The 18970-nt window shown below is 40.0% G+C and carries 17 protein-coding genes; 5 read left to right on the forward strand and 12 right to left on the reverse strand.

What is annotated here, in order from left to right; all coding sequences use genetic code 11:
* Positions 1 to 93: 93 nt before the first annotated feature.
* Together CYCME_RS12460 and CYCME_RS12465 are read right to left on the reverse strand one after the other, a co-directional pair.
* On the reverse strand, positions 94 to 2424 hold the full coding sequence (locus tag CYCME_RS12460) for an efflux RND transporter permease subunit (protein ID WP_020933222.1): 2331 nt from the start codon (positions 2422 to 2424) through the stop codon (positions 94 to 96).
* Positions 2424 to 3695: a WD40/YVTN/BNR-like repeat-containing protein gene (locus tag CYCME_RS12465; RefSeq protein ID WP_051184152.1), complete on the reverse strand. Its 1272-nt coding sequence runs from the start codon at positions 3693 to 3695 to the stop codon at positions 2424 to 2426. Before CYCME_RS12465 ends, CYCME_RS12460 begins: the two co-directional genes overlap by 1 nt.
* Positions 3696 to 3989: 294 nt before the next feature.
* Between CYCME_RS12465 and CYCME_RS12470 the strand changes: the two genes are divergently transcribed.
* The gene (locus CYCME_RS12470; protein WP_020933224.1) at positions 3990 to 4967 is read left to right on the forward strand and encodes a quinone oxidoreductase family protein; all 978 of its coding nucleotides are present in this window, start codon (positions 3990 to 3992) and stop codon (positions 4965 to 4967) included.
* Here the strand turns inward: CYCME_RS12470 and CYCME_RS12475 are convergent.
* The 4 genes from CYCME_RS12475 to CYCME_RS12490 form a co-directional block, all read right to left on the reverse strand.
* Positions 4956 to 5864 (reverse strand): DMT family transporter, encoded by a 909-nt coding sequence (locus CYCME_RS12475; RefSeq protein ID WP_015007044.1) that lies wholly within the window; start codon positions 5862 to 5864, stop codon positions 4956 to 4958. The two genes, CYCME_RS12470 and CYCME_RS12475, sit on opposite strands and share 12 nt — an antisense overlap.
* Before the next feature lie 90 nt (positions 5865 to 5954).
* Positions 5955 to 6488 carry a 3-phenylpropionate/cinnamic acid dioxygenase subunit beta gene (locus CYCME_RS12480; protein WP_020933225.1) on the reverse strand — a complete coding sequence of 178 codons (534 nt, stop codon included), beginning with the start codon at positions 6486 to 6488 and terminating at the stop codon, positions 5955 to 5957.
* Positions 6489 to 6500: 12 nt separating this feature from the next.
* The gene (locus CYCME_RS12485) at positions 6501 to 7832 is read right to left on the reverse strand and encodes an aromatic ring-hydroxylating oxygenase subunit alpha (protein WP_020933226.1); all 1332 of its coding nucleotides are present in this window, start codon (positions 7830 to 7832) and stop codon (positions 6501 to 6503) included.
* A 230-nt stretch (positions 7833 to 8062) separates the two neighbouring features.
* A complete protein-coding gene (locus CYCME_RS12490) occupies positions 8063 to 8845 on the reverse strand; it encodes a 1,6-dihydroxycyclohexa-2,4-diene-1-carboxylate dehydrogenase (protein WP_020933227.1) in 783 nt (260 codons plus the stop codon).
* Between the two features lie 86 nt (positions 8846 to 8931).
* Here CYCME_RS12490 and CYCME_RS12495 point away from each other — a divergent pair, with 86 nt between their 5' ends.
* The 3 genes from CYCME_RS12495 to CYCME_RS12505 all read left to right on the forward strand — a co-directional run bounded on the left by CYCME_RS12495 (position 8932) and on the right by CYCME_RS12505 (position 12545).
* On the forward strand, positions 8932 to 9540 hold the full coding sequence (locus CYCME_RS12495) for a glutathione S-transferase family protein (protein ID WP_020933228.1): 609 nt from the start codon (positions 8932 to 8934) through the stop codon (positions 9538 to 9540).
* Between the two features lie 68 nt (positions 9541 to 9608).
* Positions 9609 to 10604, forward strand: coding sequence for a DUF58 domain-containing protein (locus CYCME_RS12500; RefSeq protein WP_020933229.1), 996 nt, complete (start codon positions 9609 to 9611; stop codon positions 10602 to 10604).
* A gap of 6 nt (positions 10605 to 10610) precedes the next feature.
* Positions 10611 to 12545: a transglutaminase TgpA family protein gene (locus CYCME_RS12505; RefSeq protein WP_020933230.1), complete on the forward strand. Its 1935-nt coding sequence runs from the start codon at positions 10611 to 10613 to the stop codon at positions 12543 to 12545.
* 132 nt (positions 12546 to 12677) lie between these two features.
* Here CYCME_RS12505 and CYCME_RS12510 read toward each other — a convergent pair whose 3' ends face one another.
* The gene (locus CYCME_RS12510; protein ID WP_015007051.1) at positions 12678 to 13334 is read right to left on the reverse strand and encodes a nitroreductase family protein; all 657 of its coding nucleotides are present in this window, start codon (positions 13332 to 13334) and stop codon (positions 12678 to 12680) included.
* A 373-nt stretch (positions 13335 to 13707) separates the two neighbouring features.
* Here CYCME_RS12510 and CYCME_RS12515 point away from each other — a divergent pair, with 373 nt between their 5' ends.
* On the forward strand, positions 13708 to 14955 hold the full coding sequence (locus CYCME_RS12515; RefSeq protein ID WP_041932977.1) for an OmpP1/FadL family transporter: 1248 nt from the start codon (positions 13708 to 13710) through the stop codon (positions 14953 to 14955).
* 75 nt (positions 14956 to 15030) lie between these two features.
* Here CYCME_RS12515 and mnmE read toward each other — a convergent pair whose 3' ends face one another.
* Genes mnmE through rpmH form a run of 5 tightly spaced genes read right to left on the reverse strand, consistent with a single transcriptional unit; the run spans position 15031 to position 18734 of the window.
* A complete protein-coding gene (mnmE, locus tag CYCME_RS12520) occupies positions 15031 to 16383 on the reverse strand; it encodes a tRNA uridine-5-carboxymethylaminomethyl(34) synthesis GTPase MnmE (protein ID WP_020933232.1) in 1353 nt (450 codons plus the stop codon).
* A gap of 7 nt (positions 16384 to 16390) precedes the next feature.
* Entirely contained in the window at positions 16391 to 18028 is a 1638-nt protein-coding gene (gene yidC / locus CYCME_RS12525; RefSeq protein ID WP_020933233.1) for a membrane protein insertase YidC, read from the reverse strand.
* The gene (yidD, locus tag CYCME_RS13010; protein ID WP_073024183.1) at positions 18021 to 18251 is read right to left on the reverse strand and encodes a membrane protein insertion efficiency factor YidD; all 231 of its coding nucleotides are present in this window, start codon (positions 18249 to 18251) and stop codon (positions 18021 to 18023) included. The genes yidC and yidD overlap by 8 nt, the downstream gene beginning before the upstream one ends.
* Positions 18244 to 18609 carry a ribonuclease P protein component gene (gene rnpA / locus CYCME_RS12530; protein ID WP_330216881.1) on the reverse strand — a complete coding sequence of 122 codons (366 nt, stop codon included), beginning with the start codon at positions 18607 to 18609 and terminating at the stop codon, positions 18244 to 18246. The genes yidD and rnpA overlap by 8 nt, the downstream gene beginning before the upstream one ends.
* The gene (gene rpmH / locus CYCME_RS12535) at positions 18600 to 18734 is read right to left on the reverse strand and encodes a 50S ribosomal protein L34 (protein WP_015007058.1); all 135 of its coding nucleotides are present in this window, start codon (positions 18732 to 18734) and stop codon (positions 18600 to 18602) included. Before rpmH ends, rnpA begins: the two co-directional genes overlap by 10 nt.
* Positions 18735 to 18970 lie beyond the last annotated feature (236 nt).

An 18970-nucleotide genomic window follows, 5' to 3' on the forward strand; every position in this document is an offset into this window, starting at 1 on the left:
TTACAGTAATACATTTCTAACACTTATTTTATACGTCATTTCACACAGATAAACAACGTTTTTTGTCATTTTTACAACAACGTTGTTTTATTGCTACGCAGCATTTTCTTTTATTTTAAACAATGCTTTAGGATGGAAAGCGGCAATGGCTGCGGGTACGAATAGTAACGAACCTAACATGTTCATAAATAATACAAGTGCTAGCAACATACCCATTTCTGCCTGGAACCTTAATGGTGATGCAACAGCCCAAGGAATTAATGGCGCAATCATGGTAACCGCTGTAATAAATATCGCGTTACCCGATGTTAAGAAAGCCTGATGTATTGCTTCATGAACATCTTTTATCCCTAGGTTTTTATATTCTTCTTTAATTCTATCAATCATATAAATACCGTAGTCCACACCTAAACCTACACCGAGTGCAGCAAGTGGTAATGTACTAACGTTTAAGCCCACTTCTTTCCAAGCCATAAAAGCGTATGTCAATGAGTTAGCAGTAGCCAAACTAAACAATAGAATTAAACCCGTTGTTACAGAACGATAGTACAAGACAATACAAAAGAAAATTACAAATGCAATTGCAACCATCGTCTTCACATTTGAATTAACAATTTCTTCATTGAGTGCCTCAACAATACCAACTTGTCCACCCATATAAAGGAACTTTGCATCACTAACAACTTCTTTCTCATTAGCAAAGAAAGCATCCAGATTATCTCTTAGCTTTTGGATTGTTGGACGACTATGGTCTTCTAAGAAAAAGGAGATGTTACCTATTTCCCACTCTTTATTTGTATAGGCCGCAAAGTCTCCAGGCTCACCTCTTGAACGGAACATATAAATATCAAAACCAACTTCTTCTGCCGTGTCCGGTATGATCGCGTATGAAGGATCCCCTTCAAAAAGAACAGAGTTAATCAATTTAATGATTGGTACCAAGCTAATAGCAGGACGTACTTCTGACATATGCTCATACACATAACGATCTAACGCTTCTGTTTGATGATAAACAGATGGGTCAAGCATGGTGTCTTTTTCACCCTCTACATACACCTGCATAATATCGGTACCTAAGAAGGAAAACCTTGTATTAATTGACTCTACATCTTTATTAAAACGAGCTTCAGGCCACAGAATTGCACTACCTTTTGTATCACCTACAGTTAGATTTTGTGAGTACCAACCACCCATTACTAACAATAAAGCAGTAGCACCAACCATCGTCCAGGCATGGTCTTCCATATTGATAACCGCTCCCCAAAGTTTATTGAGAAGAATTGAACCTGTTTTATGTGATTTAGGTGGTTTAATCAAACACATCACAGAAGCAGCGAATATCAGCGCTGGAACAACTGAAAGTAACCAAAGGCCACAAATAACCGCTAGCGACTCAATACTAGGTATTGCTACCAAGCCCAACACACCAAAACCAGCTGCATCTGTAATAATCGCAGCGGTACTTGGTACCAATAACAATGCCAAGCCGTCTCTAGTAACCTCGCGACAATGTGAAGGACGCTCTTCACAAGCAGCAATATTGTCTAAAATACGCGTTGTAAACTGTACCCCATGCGACAATACAATAGCGAAAATAAATGCTGGAAGTAGGATAAGCAACGGATCTAAATTATAAGAAACCGCACCCATTGCACCTAATCCCCAGATGGTAGCAACTGTTGCAGTAAACATTGGGATAAACACCCCAACCCACGTTCTAAAATACATGAACAAAATTACTGCAATAATCAATAGTGATGCTGCCAAAATATTGAAAACTGAGTCAAGTGACTGATAAATATACCCAAGAAGAATTGGACGACCAACAAAGTTGATTTCTAAGTCTTCCCCTTCATACTGCTCGCGCAAATCTAGGAAAAAGTTCAAAATCTCTAACTTATCAGCTTCGTCTCTAAAGTCTGCAATAACTATCGCCGAAGTCTCATCGTTAGATACTTGAAGGCCACGATATTGCTTATTAACAAACTGACGCATCCTCGTCATTTCTTGTTCAGTTTTAGGTAAGTCTGGCCATAGAAGCGCATCCACGCCCACACGACCCCCACCACCAGAAATGGCTTTGGTTTTCCTTAATACTAAAGACTGACTTAAGTGACGGTAAGTATGTTTATTGTAATAAACGTCTTCGGCTATTTGTTTGTACTTCGTTAAATAATCTAGGTTATAAATATTCCCTTTTTTATTTTTTACTTCAATTAAGGTTGTATTTGCACCACCAAACTGTTCACCAAACCGTAAAAATAATTCTACATTATTAGAGTTTGCGGGTAGCATTTCTTCAAGGATCACATTAAGTGACAAACCCTTATACGCATAATAGCCAGGAATAATAGTTAGCACCGTCAATATTGATGCAACTAGCACCGGCCTTCTTGCGATAAAGCTAGACAACTTATTAATCATTATTTTTCTCCCCAACGACTAGATATCAGCTTTACGTTCTCTGACTCAGCTATATTTAGTTTTTGTCCAAAGGACATATCATTCAAATTACCTTTTACGATCATTCCACGTAAACCCGCAGCCCAGATTGTGCCCGACTCAGTCACATCCACACCGCCAATCCAAGTATAAGGCAGTGGGAAGCCTTCTTCAGGCATCAAGTTTGTTACTGTATATGTAGGCTCTGTAACGACTTCTACCGTAGCATCATCGCTTTCTATTGCAGCTGCAATTTCCTTTTCAGCTTCTGAGACTTTAAACATAACCGAAGCACCTACCACAACAACTTCATTGTTCGCTGTTGCTGATACATCATATAAATGATTGGTAAGACCACTGTCTATTTTTGTTATGTAGTAGTTGGTATCCACTTTTGGTAATGGCTCTACATGCTCAGGTACATACTCTCTTTTTTTACGGGCTGCTTTCTTTCTTGCTTTTTCTTCTTTTTTTGCTTGCAGCGCTTGCTCAATCGCTTCTACTTCAGCCCATTGTTCATCTGTTGCCAAAGCAATACTAACCACACCCCCATCTAGACCTACTGCAATTGCCCCATCACCATGTGATGCTACTGAAAGCAATGTAGCTCTACTTGGGTTATAGCTAACCAACCATAGCTCACCTTTATTTTCAGTATGGGCAATCATGCCAAACTCACCAACTAAAATGGCACTATCTGCATCTTTAGCCACAACACCATGTAACCTTGGTAAGTCTCTACCATCAAAGCCTGTTAAAGTTTGCTTTTCCCAGTTTTTACCGCCATCTGAGGTATGCCAAATAGCCGCGCCATGTCCAACAGCCCAGCCATTATTTACGTCTGCAAATGAAATATCTCTTAAATAATTTCCTTCGTCTTGTTTCTGAACAACCCATGTAAAGCCACCATCTGCTGTGTGTAGAATGGAGCCTCGATGGCCTACCGCCCATCCATTGTTAGCATCTACAAAAGATAAGTGACGAATTAACTCATTGACACCGATATAAATAGCAGACCATGTTTCACCACCGTCTTCTGTTTTAAAGACAGAACCCGAATATCCCGCTATAAAACCAATATTCTCGTTTACAAACTCAACCGCATAAAGGTTATCCGGCCAAAATCGTTGAAACTCACCTTGTTCACTTGACGTTCCGTTTTCTGCCGTTGCAATTCCTGTCACCAGAAATGCCAAGGCAAGCACACACAAAAGGCGTGCGCCTTTTATTCTTTTAAGATTTATCGATTTCACTATGTCCCCTCATCAGCTGAATCTATTAATTATTTAACTTCACTACCAATCAAACAAGCGTTCAAAACTATAATAATCCAGATATATTTGTCAATGATTTTTAACTAGAATTAGGCTAATAAAAGCCGCGCCAATTTTTACATTAGCCATATTTCGCTTATTTCTATACAGTATATAGTTGCTTTACTCATGTTTGCATCAACTTTTTTCATTAAACAAAGTTTTTAAATTTCGATTTTACTTGCAAACTATACTTTGCTAATTTCTGCAAACCATTAACCTCTTGGAACTTATATGCATACAAACTTGTCTGCCAATATTTATCAAACTGGTGATTCCAGTGTTTTCAAACTCGACACGAGCCTTATCGAAGAGCCTAAAGCACAGCAAGTACTGCTTAAACAAACTGCAATTGGCGTTAATTATATAGACACCTATTTCCGCTCTGGTCTCTACCCAATTGATTTACCCGCCACCTTAGGCGATGAAGCCGTTGGGGTCATTGAACAAGTGGGAGAGGGCGTTACCGAGTTTTCAGTTGGTCAACGTGTGGCTTATTCTGCCGCTAAGGGTGCCTACACACAATATAGGGTCATTGATATTAATGAACTGGTTCCTATCCCCGATAATATTGATGATAAATCGGTCGCCACCAGCTTGCTACGTGGTATGACGGTTGAATACTTATTTTGCAGACTACATGAATTAAAACCGAGCGATGTCATCCTCATTCATGCTGCCGCGGGCGGTGTTGGCCAAATTGCCTGTCAATGGGCCCGAGCTGTTGGAGCAACCGTTATTGGCACTGTTAGTTCTGCTGAAAAAGCCCGTATAGCGAAACGTAATGGTTGTGATTTTGTTATTAATTATACTGAACAGAATTTCGTTAAGGCTGTGGATGAAATTACCAACGGTCAAAAAGTAGATGTTGTTTATGATGGCGTCGGTAAAGACACCTTTACCCAATCACTTGATTGTTTGCGTGTGCGAGGACTGATGGTTAGTTTTGGAAATGCATCAGGTAAGCCCGACCCATTTGATGTCCTAGAGCTTTCAAAAAAAGGCTCGCTTTATTTAACTCGCCCAACTTTATATCATTACACTAGAAACCGACAAGAGATACTTGACAGTGCGGCCCGCTATTTAGCAATGCTTGAAAAAGGCCACATCAATATTCAAGTAGGGGAGAGCTTTGCCTTGTCTGATGTGGCCAAGGCTCACGACTATCTAGTTCAACGCAATAGAATTGGCAGCCCTGTGTTAATCCCTTAGCTTTGGTTTATGCGCTTTTAAACCCGCATAAAAACTGCCCATAAAAATTAAAACCATCCCAATTATTTGGTATTGATAAGGCATTTCTTCCAAAAACACGGCATTGATAATAATAATATAAACAGGCACCGTATTTAAAAACAATGAAGCCCGCGATGGGCCGATAACCTTCATACCCTTATTCCAAAATAACAATGACAACACCGTTGGCCCTACACTAATAAACATTAAGGCCCAGAATGCATTAACTGTTAAATGAGGTGTTTGTATGACCTTTGCCTCATATATTCCTAATGGGATCACCACAACAAGAGAGAGCAGCACACCTAAAGCCGTCAGGAGTAGGGGAGACATGCCTATCATCGCGTTTTTAGCAATAAGACTATAAATCACCCAACTGATAACAGCACCTAATACTAATAAATCACCAACATTAAAATTAAGCAGCAATAAATTGGTTAAATCCCCTTCGCCCAGTATAAACAACAAGCCAAAAATAGTGACGGCCGCTGCAACCCAATGATGATAATTTAATTTTTCTTTTAAGAAAGCCGCCGCCATAAATGCAGTCAGCAGTGGTGTTAAGGAGTTAATCAAGCCGGCATTGGTTGAAGTTGTCAGCCTTAAGCCATAGTAGAGCAGGGACTGAAAAAATATAACGCCGAAAATTGCTAACGCGATAAACGTCCACCAGTTTGTAATATGCTTAATTTTTTTAAGCTCCCCTGTTTGTATCAGCAGTAATATAAAAATAAAGCCCCCAATCACCAAGCGTGTACTAACAATCGACCAGGGGCCTAAAAAATCGGCCAAATACCGACCCAAAATCATATTCCCGCCCCATAGCAACCCCGCAATATTTAACAGCACCACGGCTTTAAGTGTTTCATTTTTCACTGATTTAACTCCATTAAAAAACCCTGCTCTCGCAGGGTCTAATATACGGTATTAATAGAGCACTAACGGTGCTTTATTAATCTATTTATTTTAAAGGTAAACGTTCAGACTTTTATTTTTGAAGATATTTTGATCGAGAATAATTTTACGTTTAGCTAACTTCAACACACCGTCCACACGCCTTATCAGATCAGTCCGGTGACCTAACATCGTGTGTTCTTCGTCTTCATTAATATTTCTATGTACAGTCACTAAAGAATAAACCCTAAACTCATTTGGATTATCGGTTAGCTCAACCTCGATATTCGTTACCACATGGGCACTTCGAGTTGCTGGGTCTTCGGACCAACACGTACCTGTTTCGGTACGTATGATGCGTTTTACCAAACATTCCATATCATCGTTGTAATAAGCCGTGTCGTAAATCGTCGGCTCTTTCTCATTTTTACGATAACGTTGATAACGATATGGCATCCAATAATGAATATCTTCGGTTAACATCGTTAACCATTCTCTGAACTCTTCATTATCATGATGCCGTGCTTCACGGTACAAAAACTGCTGTACTTCATTAATCAACTCTAAAGAAGCGACCTTATTATTACTTGTTGTTTCGTTTGTCATCTTCAGCTCCCCCTAGACTGTTTTCTTGCCTGCATAGCGCGGCGTGTAGCGGGTAGGCACTTGATCCCAACTTTTCGCGTTCATCAAGTCAGCCCAACGCTCATAAAATTGACGTTGGTTAGCATCATTAAATTGACTAGCATAAACAATACCTGGCAGTTCTTCATGTTCAATTCTACGGTTTATTCCACAACCGTAATGCAGCTTTCCTCTTCGTGTTACTACACCTTTGTTAACGGATGTATTACCTTCCCAGTTTTCACCATCGTCCATTTCCAGCACACCAGCTGGGTTAAACGTTTGCATACAACCAATATTAATGGCTTGTTTAATTTCATCTGGCATATTTTTATTCACGATAGTCCACATCCGCATTTCAAATTTATGTGGACCTCTTGGTAACCAAACACGGAATGTTTGAATACCTGGTAAAAATGAACAGTTAGGAAATAGCGATACCGATGCCAAGGAACCGAATATTTTTGATCTCATTTCACCCAAGCGCTCTGCCATTTTTGGGCGCATTTTTTCATAATATTCAAGCACTTTAGGTTGACCTAAAATCGCAATATCGGCCAGCCCTTCGGTGCCAAATTCCCAACCATGACCATTCATACTGGCGTGGTAGCTATCTGTTGGATCAGCTGGTGGAAAGCCTTCATTGTTATTCATCGCCTTAAAGCCTGAGTCATGCGTCCATAGGGCGTGATAGGCATCCCCTACGAAATTCTCAACACCGAATTTCCAGTTAGCATTAATATAGTTTTTGATACCACCACCGATAAACTCTGTACCGCCGTCATCTTGGTCAAGCATGATATCCAAATACCATCTAAAGTCACCTAAGAACTCTTCAAGTGAGGGAGCCTCTTCATCAAATGTAGCAAAGATTAAACCTTTGTAGCTATCTACCCGAGCTTGTTTTAAGCCCCATTTACTTTTATCGATGTCACCTTCATCGTACACGTGCTCATTTGATAGACCTTTTAATTCACCATCGGTTCCAAACGCCCAACCATGATAATTACACGTGAAGTTTCGAGTGTTTCCATCATCGGCATAGCAAATTTTATTACCTCTGTGTGTACAGGAGTTAAGAAACACTTTCACACTTCCATCTTTTTGACGGGCAGCAATAACACCATCTTCACCCATATAGGTGGTATAAAAATCATTAGGATTCGGCATCATCGAGTCATGCGCAATAAACTGCCAAGCCTTAGCAAATATCTGCTCTAACTCTTGTTCATAAATCTCTTGCTCCCAAAAAATACGACGATCAACCCAGCCTTCCTTTAAATCCATATAGCGGCTGTAATCATTCTCAAGTCTTCTATTGCTCATACCTATATCTCCTCACTAACTTACACACATTTTTATCGTTATTTAAAGGCCAGCTAAAGGGTGCTACACATCTTTTATTTCTCTAACTAACCCCATTAAAACGCCTTATTCAAAATGGTCTTTGACTCATCAGATCACAATGATACAGCAATACAATGGCAATTAAAATTTAATTTAAATCAAAATTACATTGAAAAAGTTTTTTTTACATTTACTTTTGGGGTCAATTGCTAACCAATTCCACCGCCCGCTACATTCATCACTTCCCCTGTTATATACGACGCCTCATCAGCCGCTAAAAAGCAAATCGCTGCTGCTTCTTCTTCGGGCGTTCCAAAACGCTTCATTGGGGTGTCTCTAATCGTTTGATCATAAACGCCTTGCATACCGGCTTTATCTAACTCGGTTAGCGCATCGGTATTTCTTGGAATAGCTCGCTCTCCTTGATCAATTCCACCCGGGTTTACACAATTAACGCGAATGTTGTGCTCTGCCAACTCCATTGCCATACAAATGGTCGCTGCTTGAACACCGCCTTTTGCTGCGGAGTAGGGTACTCGGTTAATCCCACGCGTTGCTACAGAACCAATATTAACAATAGCGCCTGACTGCTGCTCCATCATAAAAGGAATAACCGCACGGCAACACCATAGAGTAGGCCATAGTGATCGATTAATTTCTTTTTCAATTTGATCATCTGGGTACTCCCAAAATGGCTTTGCCCAAATAGTGCCACCAACATTGTGAACAGACACATCAATACGACCAAACTTTTCTATGGTTGTTTGCATAACGTGCTTGGCACCTTCACTGGTCTCTAGGTCTGCCATACATATTTCAGCAATACCCCCTTCCTGTTGTATTTGTTGCTGCACTAACAAAGCTTGATCTTCCACACGGTCGGCAATCATTACCTGACCACCTTCACGTGCAAACCGTAAAGCACAGGCTTTACCTATACCTTGGGCCGCACCGGTTACCACAACAACTTTATTTTCGAAGCGTTGGCTCATTTTTCTCCCCTATATTGATATTTACAGTCTAACGACAATTACTTACTATTGACTTTCCATTTAATCAAAATAATAGGACAAATGAAATGAGCGACATTACTTTATATGGCTTTCCAATCAGTACATACGTAAGAACAGCCCGCATTGCCTTAGCTGAGAAAGGTGTTGCTTATGAACTATTACCTTTTGAACCCAATACTGAAGAAATGATCGCTGTTAACCCGACAGGCAAAGTGCCTGCTTTTAAACACGAGGACTTTGTTTTATATGAAACATTAGCGATCACCAAATACATTGATCAGGCCTTTGATGGCCCAGCACTTCAACCTGCTGATGCTAAAGAGCGCGCAATCATGAACCAATGGACTAGTTACATTAACGCTTATGTTTTTCAGGAACTAATTCATGAAATTGCCTTATTTAGATTTGAAATTATTCCTTTAGACCAGTCCGTTCTTGATGCTGCAATCCCTAAGGCGAAGGCACATCTAGCTCTATTGGATAAAACGCTTTCCACCAACAATTACCTCACCGGCTCTCAAGCTTCTTTAGCCGATTATTTTCTTTATCCTATTTTAGCTTTTTTTGGCATGATACCTGAGGGCTCTTTATTAGCAGATTACTCAGGAGTAAGCGCATGGATGACTCGCATGGAAGAAAAATCAAGCGTAAAAGAATCCGCTCCTACACTTTAAGACACGTTTTAAGCTAACAATAAAAAGCCGCAATAGCGGCTTTTTTCATCTTTATACAGCACAAACACGTGTTACAGTTAAGTGACTTAAGCATCGTACTTCGTATGGCCCTTACTCTTTCAAAACGCATGTCTTTAAGACGCTTCACCAAAGGCGAAGCCCCTCAGCACTCTTCTATTCAATTAAATTACCGGCGTATCTTCATCCTACCGAATAAAGGCGGCTTATCACTGCTCGTCGTTATTTTATTAATGCTGATCGCCTCCATTAATTACAATAATAGTATGGGATTTGTCTTTAGCTTTCTATTGGCTGCTAGTGCACAAATGTCTACGTTTTATAGCGTTAAAAATCTATATGGGTTGATTATTTCACCGAGCAAAACTCCCCCTTATTATGCTGGCTCTAGCGGCCAAATGAAAGTGCTTATTAAGGAAACAAAAGGGGTTGAACGTTGGGCCATTAAAGCTTCTTATTTGCACCAACAAACTTTTTTTGATGTTCAAAAAAATCAAACTTTATTAGTTACATTACCGATCAAGTTTAAGCAACGCGGATGGCACACACTCGATACCATTACACTGTCTACTACTTTCCCTTTTGGGTTTTTTCGAGCTTGGTCACCACTACTTTTTAACCAAGCCATCTTAGTTTACCCCCAACCAATTGATAGTGGCTTATCGCTAGAAATTAACCAACCCGGCGACGAACAAAACAAAGCTGCCAGCAACCAAGTTGGTACCGATGAATTTATTGGCTTAAAACCCTATCAACAAGGGCAAAGTTATCGACAAGTAAACTGGAAAGCCTTTGCCGCTGAAAAGGGTTTTTACAGTAATCAATTTAGTGCTGAAGAGTCCATTTCTGTCTGGCTAGATTGGCATTTTTGCCAGCCATTAGACACCGAAGCAAAACTATCTCAGCTGTGCTTCTGGCTATTAGACTGCGAAGCCCAAGGCCTTGAGTATGGTTTACGCCTACCCGGTGTTGAGCAGCCGCCAAACCATGGCCATGCACACCTGCATACATGTTTAAAAGCGCTAGCCTTATACGGACATTCATAAATAACCATGCCCCTTCAGCCCACCATTATCAAACTACTCATCAGCATTGGTGTACTGCTAATCATTCCACATATTGGTGAACTTCCTCTCCCCTTTATAGTGATCGGTTTTAGTCTGCTAGGGTGGCGAGCACTAACTCTCTGGTTTCCTAATACTTTACCGAGTAAATGGTTGTTATTACCGCTTTCAATCGGCCTAGCTTTTTTTGTATTAAAAACATACGGCATGTCTCTAGGTCGCGATGCCAGTAGTTCTTTATTAATTATACTGATGGGATTAAAACTTCTCGAAAGCCGCTCTAGCAGGGACACGCAAGCAGTGATTTATTTGAATTTTTTTATACTCATTACTCCTTTTTTATTCGAACAATACATTGAAATTGCTACATATGCCTTCTGTGTATTTTTCTTGCTTTTATTTTCACTGACCATCAACAATACTCAATGTCATCGTTTAAAAAACCCAGGCTTATTACGCATCTCGGCTGCCATCCTTTTTTTATCCGTTCCGTTAATGCTTATATTTTTCATTTTTTTCCCTCGTATGATTGGGCCTCTTTGGGCCATGCCAAATCAACAGTCTGCAATTAGTGGTTTAAGCGACACGATTAACCCTGGCAATGTTTCAAACTTAGCCCTCTCTGATAAAACAGCTTTTAGGGTACGTTTTGATGGTACAGCACCCAAACAAAAAGACTTATATTGGCGTGGCCCTGTTTTTTGGGAAACCGATGGACGTTCTTGGACACTAACGCCACCTAAATCAGACTCATTTAAACGTGCAAAAACTATCAATAATGAAGGTTTAGATATTCAATACACCTTGATGATGGAACCTCATCATCAATATTGGCTTTTTGCACTTGATATCCCTGCAGCAGCACCAAAAAACGCCCGCTTAACGCATGACCACCAATTAATATTAAATAAAAAACTCAGTCGAAATATTTCGTTCAATATCCGTTCAACCTCGCAAAAAATCCAGGCAAAGCCGTCTGACAACGACCTGAATCGAGCACTCCACATACCCGATAACACAGACCCGAGGGTCTTCGACTTGGCAAATAAATGGCTTAAAGCCAATGCAGATAATCAAGGCGTTATTAAGCAAGCGCTTGAATTTTATAATAAAGAGTTTTATTACACACTTAAACCGCCTTCATTAGGCCAAGACCCTGTTTCAGAGTTTTTATTTGATACTAAACGCGGTTTTTGTGGCCACTTTGCCACCAGTTTTGCCACCTTAATGCGCGCAGCAGGTATTCCTTCTCGGCTTGTTGCCGGTTATCAAGGTGGCGTTTATAACAAAGTTGGAGACTTTTATAACATCCGCCAAGCAGATGCCCATGTTTGGGTTGAGGTTTGGTTAGAAGAAGCGGGCTGGGTTCGAATTGACCCTACTGCCGCCATCGCACCTAACCGTATTGAACACAGCATTGATCCTTCATCACAACAAGCTAATAGCGATATTAATTTTCTTATAACGCCCCCAGAGGGCTTCCAGCAATGGGCTCAACAGCTTAAATGGGCTCTCAATAGTTTAGATTATTATTGGCAAAACGCTGTTCTCGCCTATGGTCCAGAAAAACAACTCAATTTTCTCTCTAATCTTGGTATTTTTGACTGGAGAGGCATGGTGAAGTGGTTAGCGGTGCTAAGCGGGCTAGTGCTCATTGGCTCAATTGGTGCTGTGCTATTACTGCAAAAAAAATCTCATGATGCCGTTCAAACCGCATATTTAGTACTGTGTAAGTCATTAGCAAAAAGAATAGGGCAGCGCCAACCACACGAAACCACAACTGACTACTTTAACCGGGCCATTAAACAATACCCACAAAGGGCAGGTGACCTAACGACATTAAAAACACTGTATCTAAACACTCGTTATGGAAAAGAAGCCGAACATTCTTTTATTCAACAGGTAAAACACTTTCACTTTTAACTTGCTCAGCCTTTTCATCACCGTACTGATTATTTCGTTATGCCCCAAAAGCAAAGATCGATCAACACACTATTTAAAATAGAAACTAAAAATTCGCCTGTTTAATGTTGTTTTAAACCTGTACTTATCATCTTATATGCGCACTAAAACACTGTTTAAGCTGTGTCGTGATTTTGGAAGTTTTGCATTATAGTCTTCATCAGGGTGATGGTAACCAATCGCTAGCGCCACTTCACAACGGTAGTCGCCCAACTCTTTTTTAAATTCTTCGTTTACCAAATCCGCATCAATACCTTCCAAAGCCGTAGAGTCAATCTTAAGGCGGGCCAATGTATGTAAAGTATTCCCTAAAGCAAGGTAGGTCTGTGCTTTTGTCCAGTTGCTAGTATCCCCTGTTTCATCGGTATTGCTTTCAGCAAATCCAAAAATAGCAAAGGCTTTGTCACGGTCTTCTTGCTTTATACGTTTATCTGCAATCCCTCTATCAACCACTTTTGCAAAATCATCACGAGTGTAACGTGGTTTGTGAGCAAACAGAATAATTTGAGAGCTATCGAAAACATGCGCTTGGTTAAACTGATATTTATGAGCAAATGTCCGACTCATACGTTGTCTTGCTTCATCGCTCTCAATAACAACAAACCGCCAAGGCTGTGAATTAATAGAGGAGGGTGATAAGCGCATTGCTTCAAAAAGCACCTTTAATTCCTCTTCGGGTATTTTTTTTGAAGCATCGTACTTTTTAGTGGTATGCCTCCACAACAGGCTTTCAATTATTGGGTGGGTCATCTTTTTACTTATACCATTATTAGAATAAATTTCTTTTCCCTTTTAGGGCAAACCATCAATATACCAAAGTATGAATGAACAAAGTGCCTTTGATTTGGTTTTATCTAAAACAGAGTCCTGTTTAAACGCCCTTCATTCACGCCTTCGCGTTATATCATTTGTTTCACCGATATCATCTAATACTAATATTCTCTGATATAATGCGTTGATTATAAAAAATAAAATTAAGGGAAACGGTTACTATAATGAATTCACTCTCTCAACGGAAGAGCCTCTTTCAAAAAAAACCTGGTTTAGCAGTATTTTTCTCAGCCTCGCATTAATCTCACTGTCCTCAGTTCCAGCAACAAAAACTTACGCTAGTGGCGTAAATATGGAAGGCCTAGGCATTCGTGCCATGAGCATGGGTAGCGCATTTATTGGTTTGGCAGATGATGCTTCTGCTGTCTTTTGGAACCCTGCTGGTTTAAGTCAATTAAAAGGTGCTGGTTATACTTTTGGCGTGTACTCAATGACAGCTGACGTTGATGCTAAAAACGGTGTTTCAAATAACTCACTCCCTGGTGGTGATTACGACCCCAATAAGGGCGATTTATTTCCTGGCTTTTACCCATCCGAACCGACTAACTTTGATGATGATGAAGAGCTTTGGTTAGGTGCTGCTACCATGCCATCGTTTCTTATATTTAAAAATTTTGGTCGCTATACACTGGCCGGTGGTGCCTTTGGTGTAGGCGGGGCATATTCAAGTTACAACGATAAAATATTTGATCCTGCTAATGATGCAGAAATCGAAGCCGATGTTTTTGCCGTTCTTGGCTTGATGAGTATCAACGGCTCTATCGGTTATCAAGTAACGCAGAAGTTAAGTGTCGGTTTTGGCGTTGATATGCTTATTAATGTTTGGCGTGGCGATGTTAAGAAAGATTATATCTCTGCCTCTGGCTCCGACTGGAACTATAACTACGATGCAAAAATACGTAAATGGGGTTATGGTTTTCAAGGAAACATTGGTGTGCTTTATAAGTTTAATGAGCAGTGGAGTGTAGGCGCAATATATCGCACTGGCAGTGACATAAAACTAGAAGGTGATACAAAGATTAGGCTTAAAGGCGGCAGCAACATTGACCCATTTAAAACCAATGAAAAAAGTGATGGGCATACTGATTTTGAATACGGTGCTTCATGGGGTGTAGGTGTTGCATATAAACCTACAAAAAAACTTACCTTTACTTATGATTATCGAGAAAATGACTGGAGTGATTTCAACTGGCCTGGCTCTAATGCTACCTTTGATGAACCCGGAAAATTCTTACAAAATGTTGATGGTGACCCTGGCTGGAATCGTGCCCATGGTTATAGTGTTGGTACCGAGTACCTTCTAAATAACAAGATAACTTTACGAGCTGGTTATACCAATGAGTCTTCAGGTGTTCCTTCTGAGTTTGAGAACCCTGCAACCATTACCCTAGGTGATATACAAATCGCTAACGTAGGGATGGGATTTCAATACGACACCTGGAAAGTCGACGTCTTAGTGGGTACTATGTGGGGCGGCACTGGGTATGGTGTTGACCACCGTTGTTATGACTTTGGTATTAGCTTTATGCGTATGCTCTAAAGAGTCTATATTTACCCCTAAATAAAACGTATAAAGTAGACTAACTACGTCGATAGTTAACTCACCCAGATTTCTTTATTTTCCTATACAGAATGAAGAGAAAATCTCCCCTAAAAGATCATCCGGTGTCATTTTTCCAGTAATTTCAGATAACGCATTTTGTGCCAATCGCAAGTCTTCTGCAAACATCTCCCCAGCTTGATAATGAAGTAACTGGACAATACCATCATTTAAAAAAGCATGAGATCGAGTCAATGCATCTAAATGCCTACGACGAGCTAAAAATACATTTTTTTCTTCTGAATTAAACCCCATTCTTTCTTTCAGGTGTTGAGTTAAAAGATTTAACCCATCTTTATGTTTTGCTGAAAGCCTTATTATCGTTCGCCCATCTTTCGACGTTGTTTCACCTACCTGCGTACCGGTAATATCCACTTTATTAAAAACTATCGTTACTGGAACTGAGGCGGGTATATCATTTAATAAAGACAAATAATCATCAGCGCTTGATTCTTGATCATCCATCACTAACAACACTTGATCTGCTTGTGAAATGGCATGTTTTGCTCTTTTAACGCCTTCTTGTTCAATAATATCGCTGGTTTCACGTAGACCTGCCGTATCAATAATATGTACTGGCATACCATCTAATTGAATTTGCTCTTTGAGCACGTCACGAGTCGTTCCAGCGACTGCTGTCACAATCGCCGTATCACGTTGTGAAAGTGCATTTAATAAACTTGATTTACCAGCATTCGGTTTACCAGCCAATACCACGGTCATCCCATCACGCAATAAACTTCCTTGCTTTGCCGTTTCTGTAATCGTTTTAAAGGCTTGTTGTAGGTTTGAGATTATTTTTTGTAGCTCTTCACCAGCTAAAAAATCAATATCTTCATCACTAAAGTCAATCGCCGACTCTACATATAAACGCAAGTGTGTTAATTGCCTTTGTAGATCATTAATTCGCTCTGAAAAAGCCCCTTGCAACGATCGTTGCGCTGATGAGGCTGCTGCCGCTGTCCCTGCATCAATAATATCAGCAACTGCCTCAGCTTGAGCTAGGTCTAATTTATTATTTAAAAATGCCCTTTGGGTGAATTCACCCGGTTCAGCAAGGCGTGCACCTAGGGCTAACACTCTTTTTAAAAGCATATCTAAAACAACTGGGCCACCATGCCCTTGAAGCTCTAAAGTATCTTCACCTGTATAAGAGGCTGGAGACTTAAAGTACAACGCAAGCCCACTATCAATAGTGCTATTATCGTTTGCTTTAAATAACTTGAAGCAAGCTTGTCTGGCGGGTATTTCACTGCCCAGTAGCTGCTGGCTAATTTGTTTTGTGTTTGTACCGCTAATCCTAATAATGCCAATTCCACCACGACCACTGGCTGTGGCAACAGCAGCAATAGTGTCGTTATTAGCCATCAATAAATTACTTTTCTTTTCCTGACTCTATACGTTTCATAATTACTGTCTGTTGAGCAATCGTTAGTAGATTATTTACAATCCAGTACAGCACTAAGCCTGCTGGGAAAAAGGCAAAAAAACCAGTAAACATAATCGGTAGCATTTGCATCACTTTCTTTTGCATAGGATCGACCGGAGCAGGGTTTAAACGCTGCTGGAAGAACATAGTGATCCCATAAATAACCGGTAAAATAAAGTACGGGTCGGCAGCAGATAAGTTATCAATCCACAGTGCAAAAGGAGCCTGTCTTAGCTCAACACTTTCTAGTAAGGTCCAATACAAAGCGATAAAAACAGGAATTTGAATCAGAATCGGTAAACAACCACTCAATGGGTTTATTTTTTCTGTTTTATACAGCTCCATCATCGCTTTATTCAGCTGCTGTTTATCGTCCCCATACCGTTCTTTTAATGCAACGATTCTTGGCTGCACCAATTTCATATGCGCCATTGATTTATAGCTTTTTTCAGATAGCTTAAAGAACAGTGCTTTGATGGTAAACGTTACCATAATGATAGCAACACCCCAGTTTCCTACAAAATCATAGAAGAAACTTAACAGCCAAAAAATCGGTTCTGCAATAATCGTAAGCTTACCGTAATCAACCATTAACTCTAGGCCCGGTGCAATTTCCTTAAGCTGCTCTTGTAATTTTGGCCCTGCAAATAATACCGAATTAATTGTTTTTCTCTGTCCTGGCTCGACAACAGTCATCGGTGAATAAGCGCCAATTACATACTTTCCAGCACTTAATGCTTTTGTATAGTATGTGTAGTTATTCTCTTTTTCCGGCACCCAAGCAACGCCGAAGTAATGTTGAATCATCCCTGCCCAGCCACCTGTGGCTTCTTGGCTAAGGTTTTCATCCTCCATATCATCAAAATCAATTTTTTGATACTTGTCCTCATCTGTATACAAAACACCACCAGTATACGTATAGATCATTGAGTTTGCTTTCTTATCAGCATAATCATTACGCTTTATTTGCAAATACTCTCTAGCAGACCAGCTATTAGAGCCGTTATTTTCTATACTTGTTTCAACATCAACTTTATAGCTACCTTTGCTAAACACATAGGTTTTAGTAACTTCTATACCGCTTTCATTTTTCCAAGTTAACGGCACCCGCAACTCATCATCTGTCATTACATATTGACTGTCAGATGCACTCCAAAGCGCGTGATGATTAGGGCTTTCACCATTTTGGACAATTAAGCCAGACTCAACAACGAATGTTTTGGACGGTGTGTTATTTAACAGTTGAACTGTTTCTTCTAAACCTTTCGTATCCGGATACTGAGTTAAATAAAGGTTAACTATATTGCCACCAACTTTATCAATTTTCAGCTCATATACGTCTGTAATAACCTCTATAACACCGCCTTTAAGTGCCAAATCCTTTGGTTCTGTCTCTTGATTAACACCGGTTGGTAACGGCTCACTTTTAGCAACATTAGGTACATCCGCTGATGAATTAACGCCCTCACTTTGCACTTGCTGTTGTATTTGTTGTGGTAAGACATAGTCTTTTTGCCAAGCTTGCCAAATAAGCACCGCTATAAATGCTAGCGCTGCAAAAAGTAATGTTCTTTGATTATCCATGAGTTTTATCTGACGTTGGTAACGGGTCTACACCACCCTTACAAAAAGGCTGGCAACGTAAAAGCCTTTTTAGTGTAAGGCTTATTGCTTTTATTGTTCTGTATTGTTGAAAAGCTTCAAGCGCGTACTGTGAGCATGTAGGGTAGAAACGGCAACGACTACCTAGCACTGGGCTAACAAAATATCGATAAAATTTAATCAAATAAATAAAGAGTTTATTCACTTTTCATAAACCTAATCCAATGTCTATTAATGGATGTTGCCAATTCTTTTTTACTTGCCGAAGCAGCCTTGTGGCGACATAAAATAACAAAGTCGTAGCCAGATAAGTGTTCTTTTTGCTGTCTAAACGACTCTCTAACTACTCGTTTAATAGCGTTTCTTTTTACAGCTCTTTTAACATTTTTCTTAGCGATTGCGAGGCCAAGCCTTGCTCCAGATAAGTTTTTTTTTCGCGCTAAGACAGTCAGCAAGTCATCCGTGCTTCTTTCAGCTCCCTTAAAAACGTTAGCGTATTCCGACGGGCTGTTCAGCTTGTGTGTTTTTGTAAACGCGTGCTTTTTTTCTTTTATTACGCTGATAAACGAGCTCGACCTTTCGCACGTCTAGCATTGATAATTTTACGGCCTGATTTAGTTGCCATTCTTGCTCTAAAACCGTGTGTTCTCGCTCTTTTTAAGTTGCTTGGTTGAAACGTTCTTTTCATGTTGAAATGTCCTATGAATGACTAATTAATAATATGACGAAAGATAGCTTTTTGGAGCTTGATTTTCTTTCGAGAAAAAGACTGGGAAGGTTAGTTTTATTTCTCTAAAAAGTCAATGTTTAAATAAAGATTCCCGCCGTAGTGTCGTTCTCTAATGAATCTTTTTTACTGTGGATAACTTTCCCTTTAAGGGGTATTCTTATAAGCCATTCGTTTCAATTTTATCAAGGATTAAT

Source organism: Cycloclasticus zancles 78-ME (assembly GCF_000442595.1).
GTDB classification, from domain to species: Bacteria; Pseudomonadota; Gammaproteobacteria; order Methylococcales; family Cycloclasticaceae; genus Cycloclasticus; species Cycloclasticus pugetii.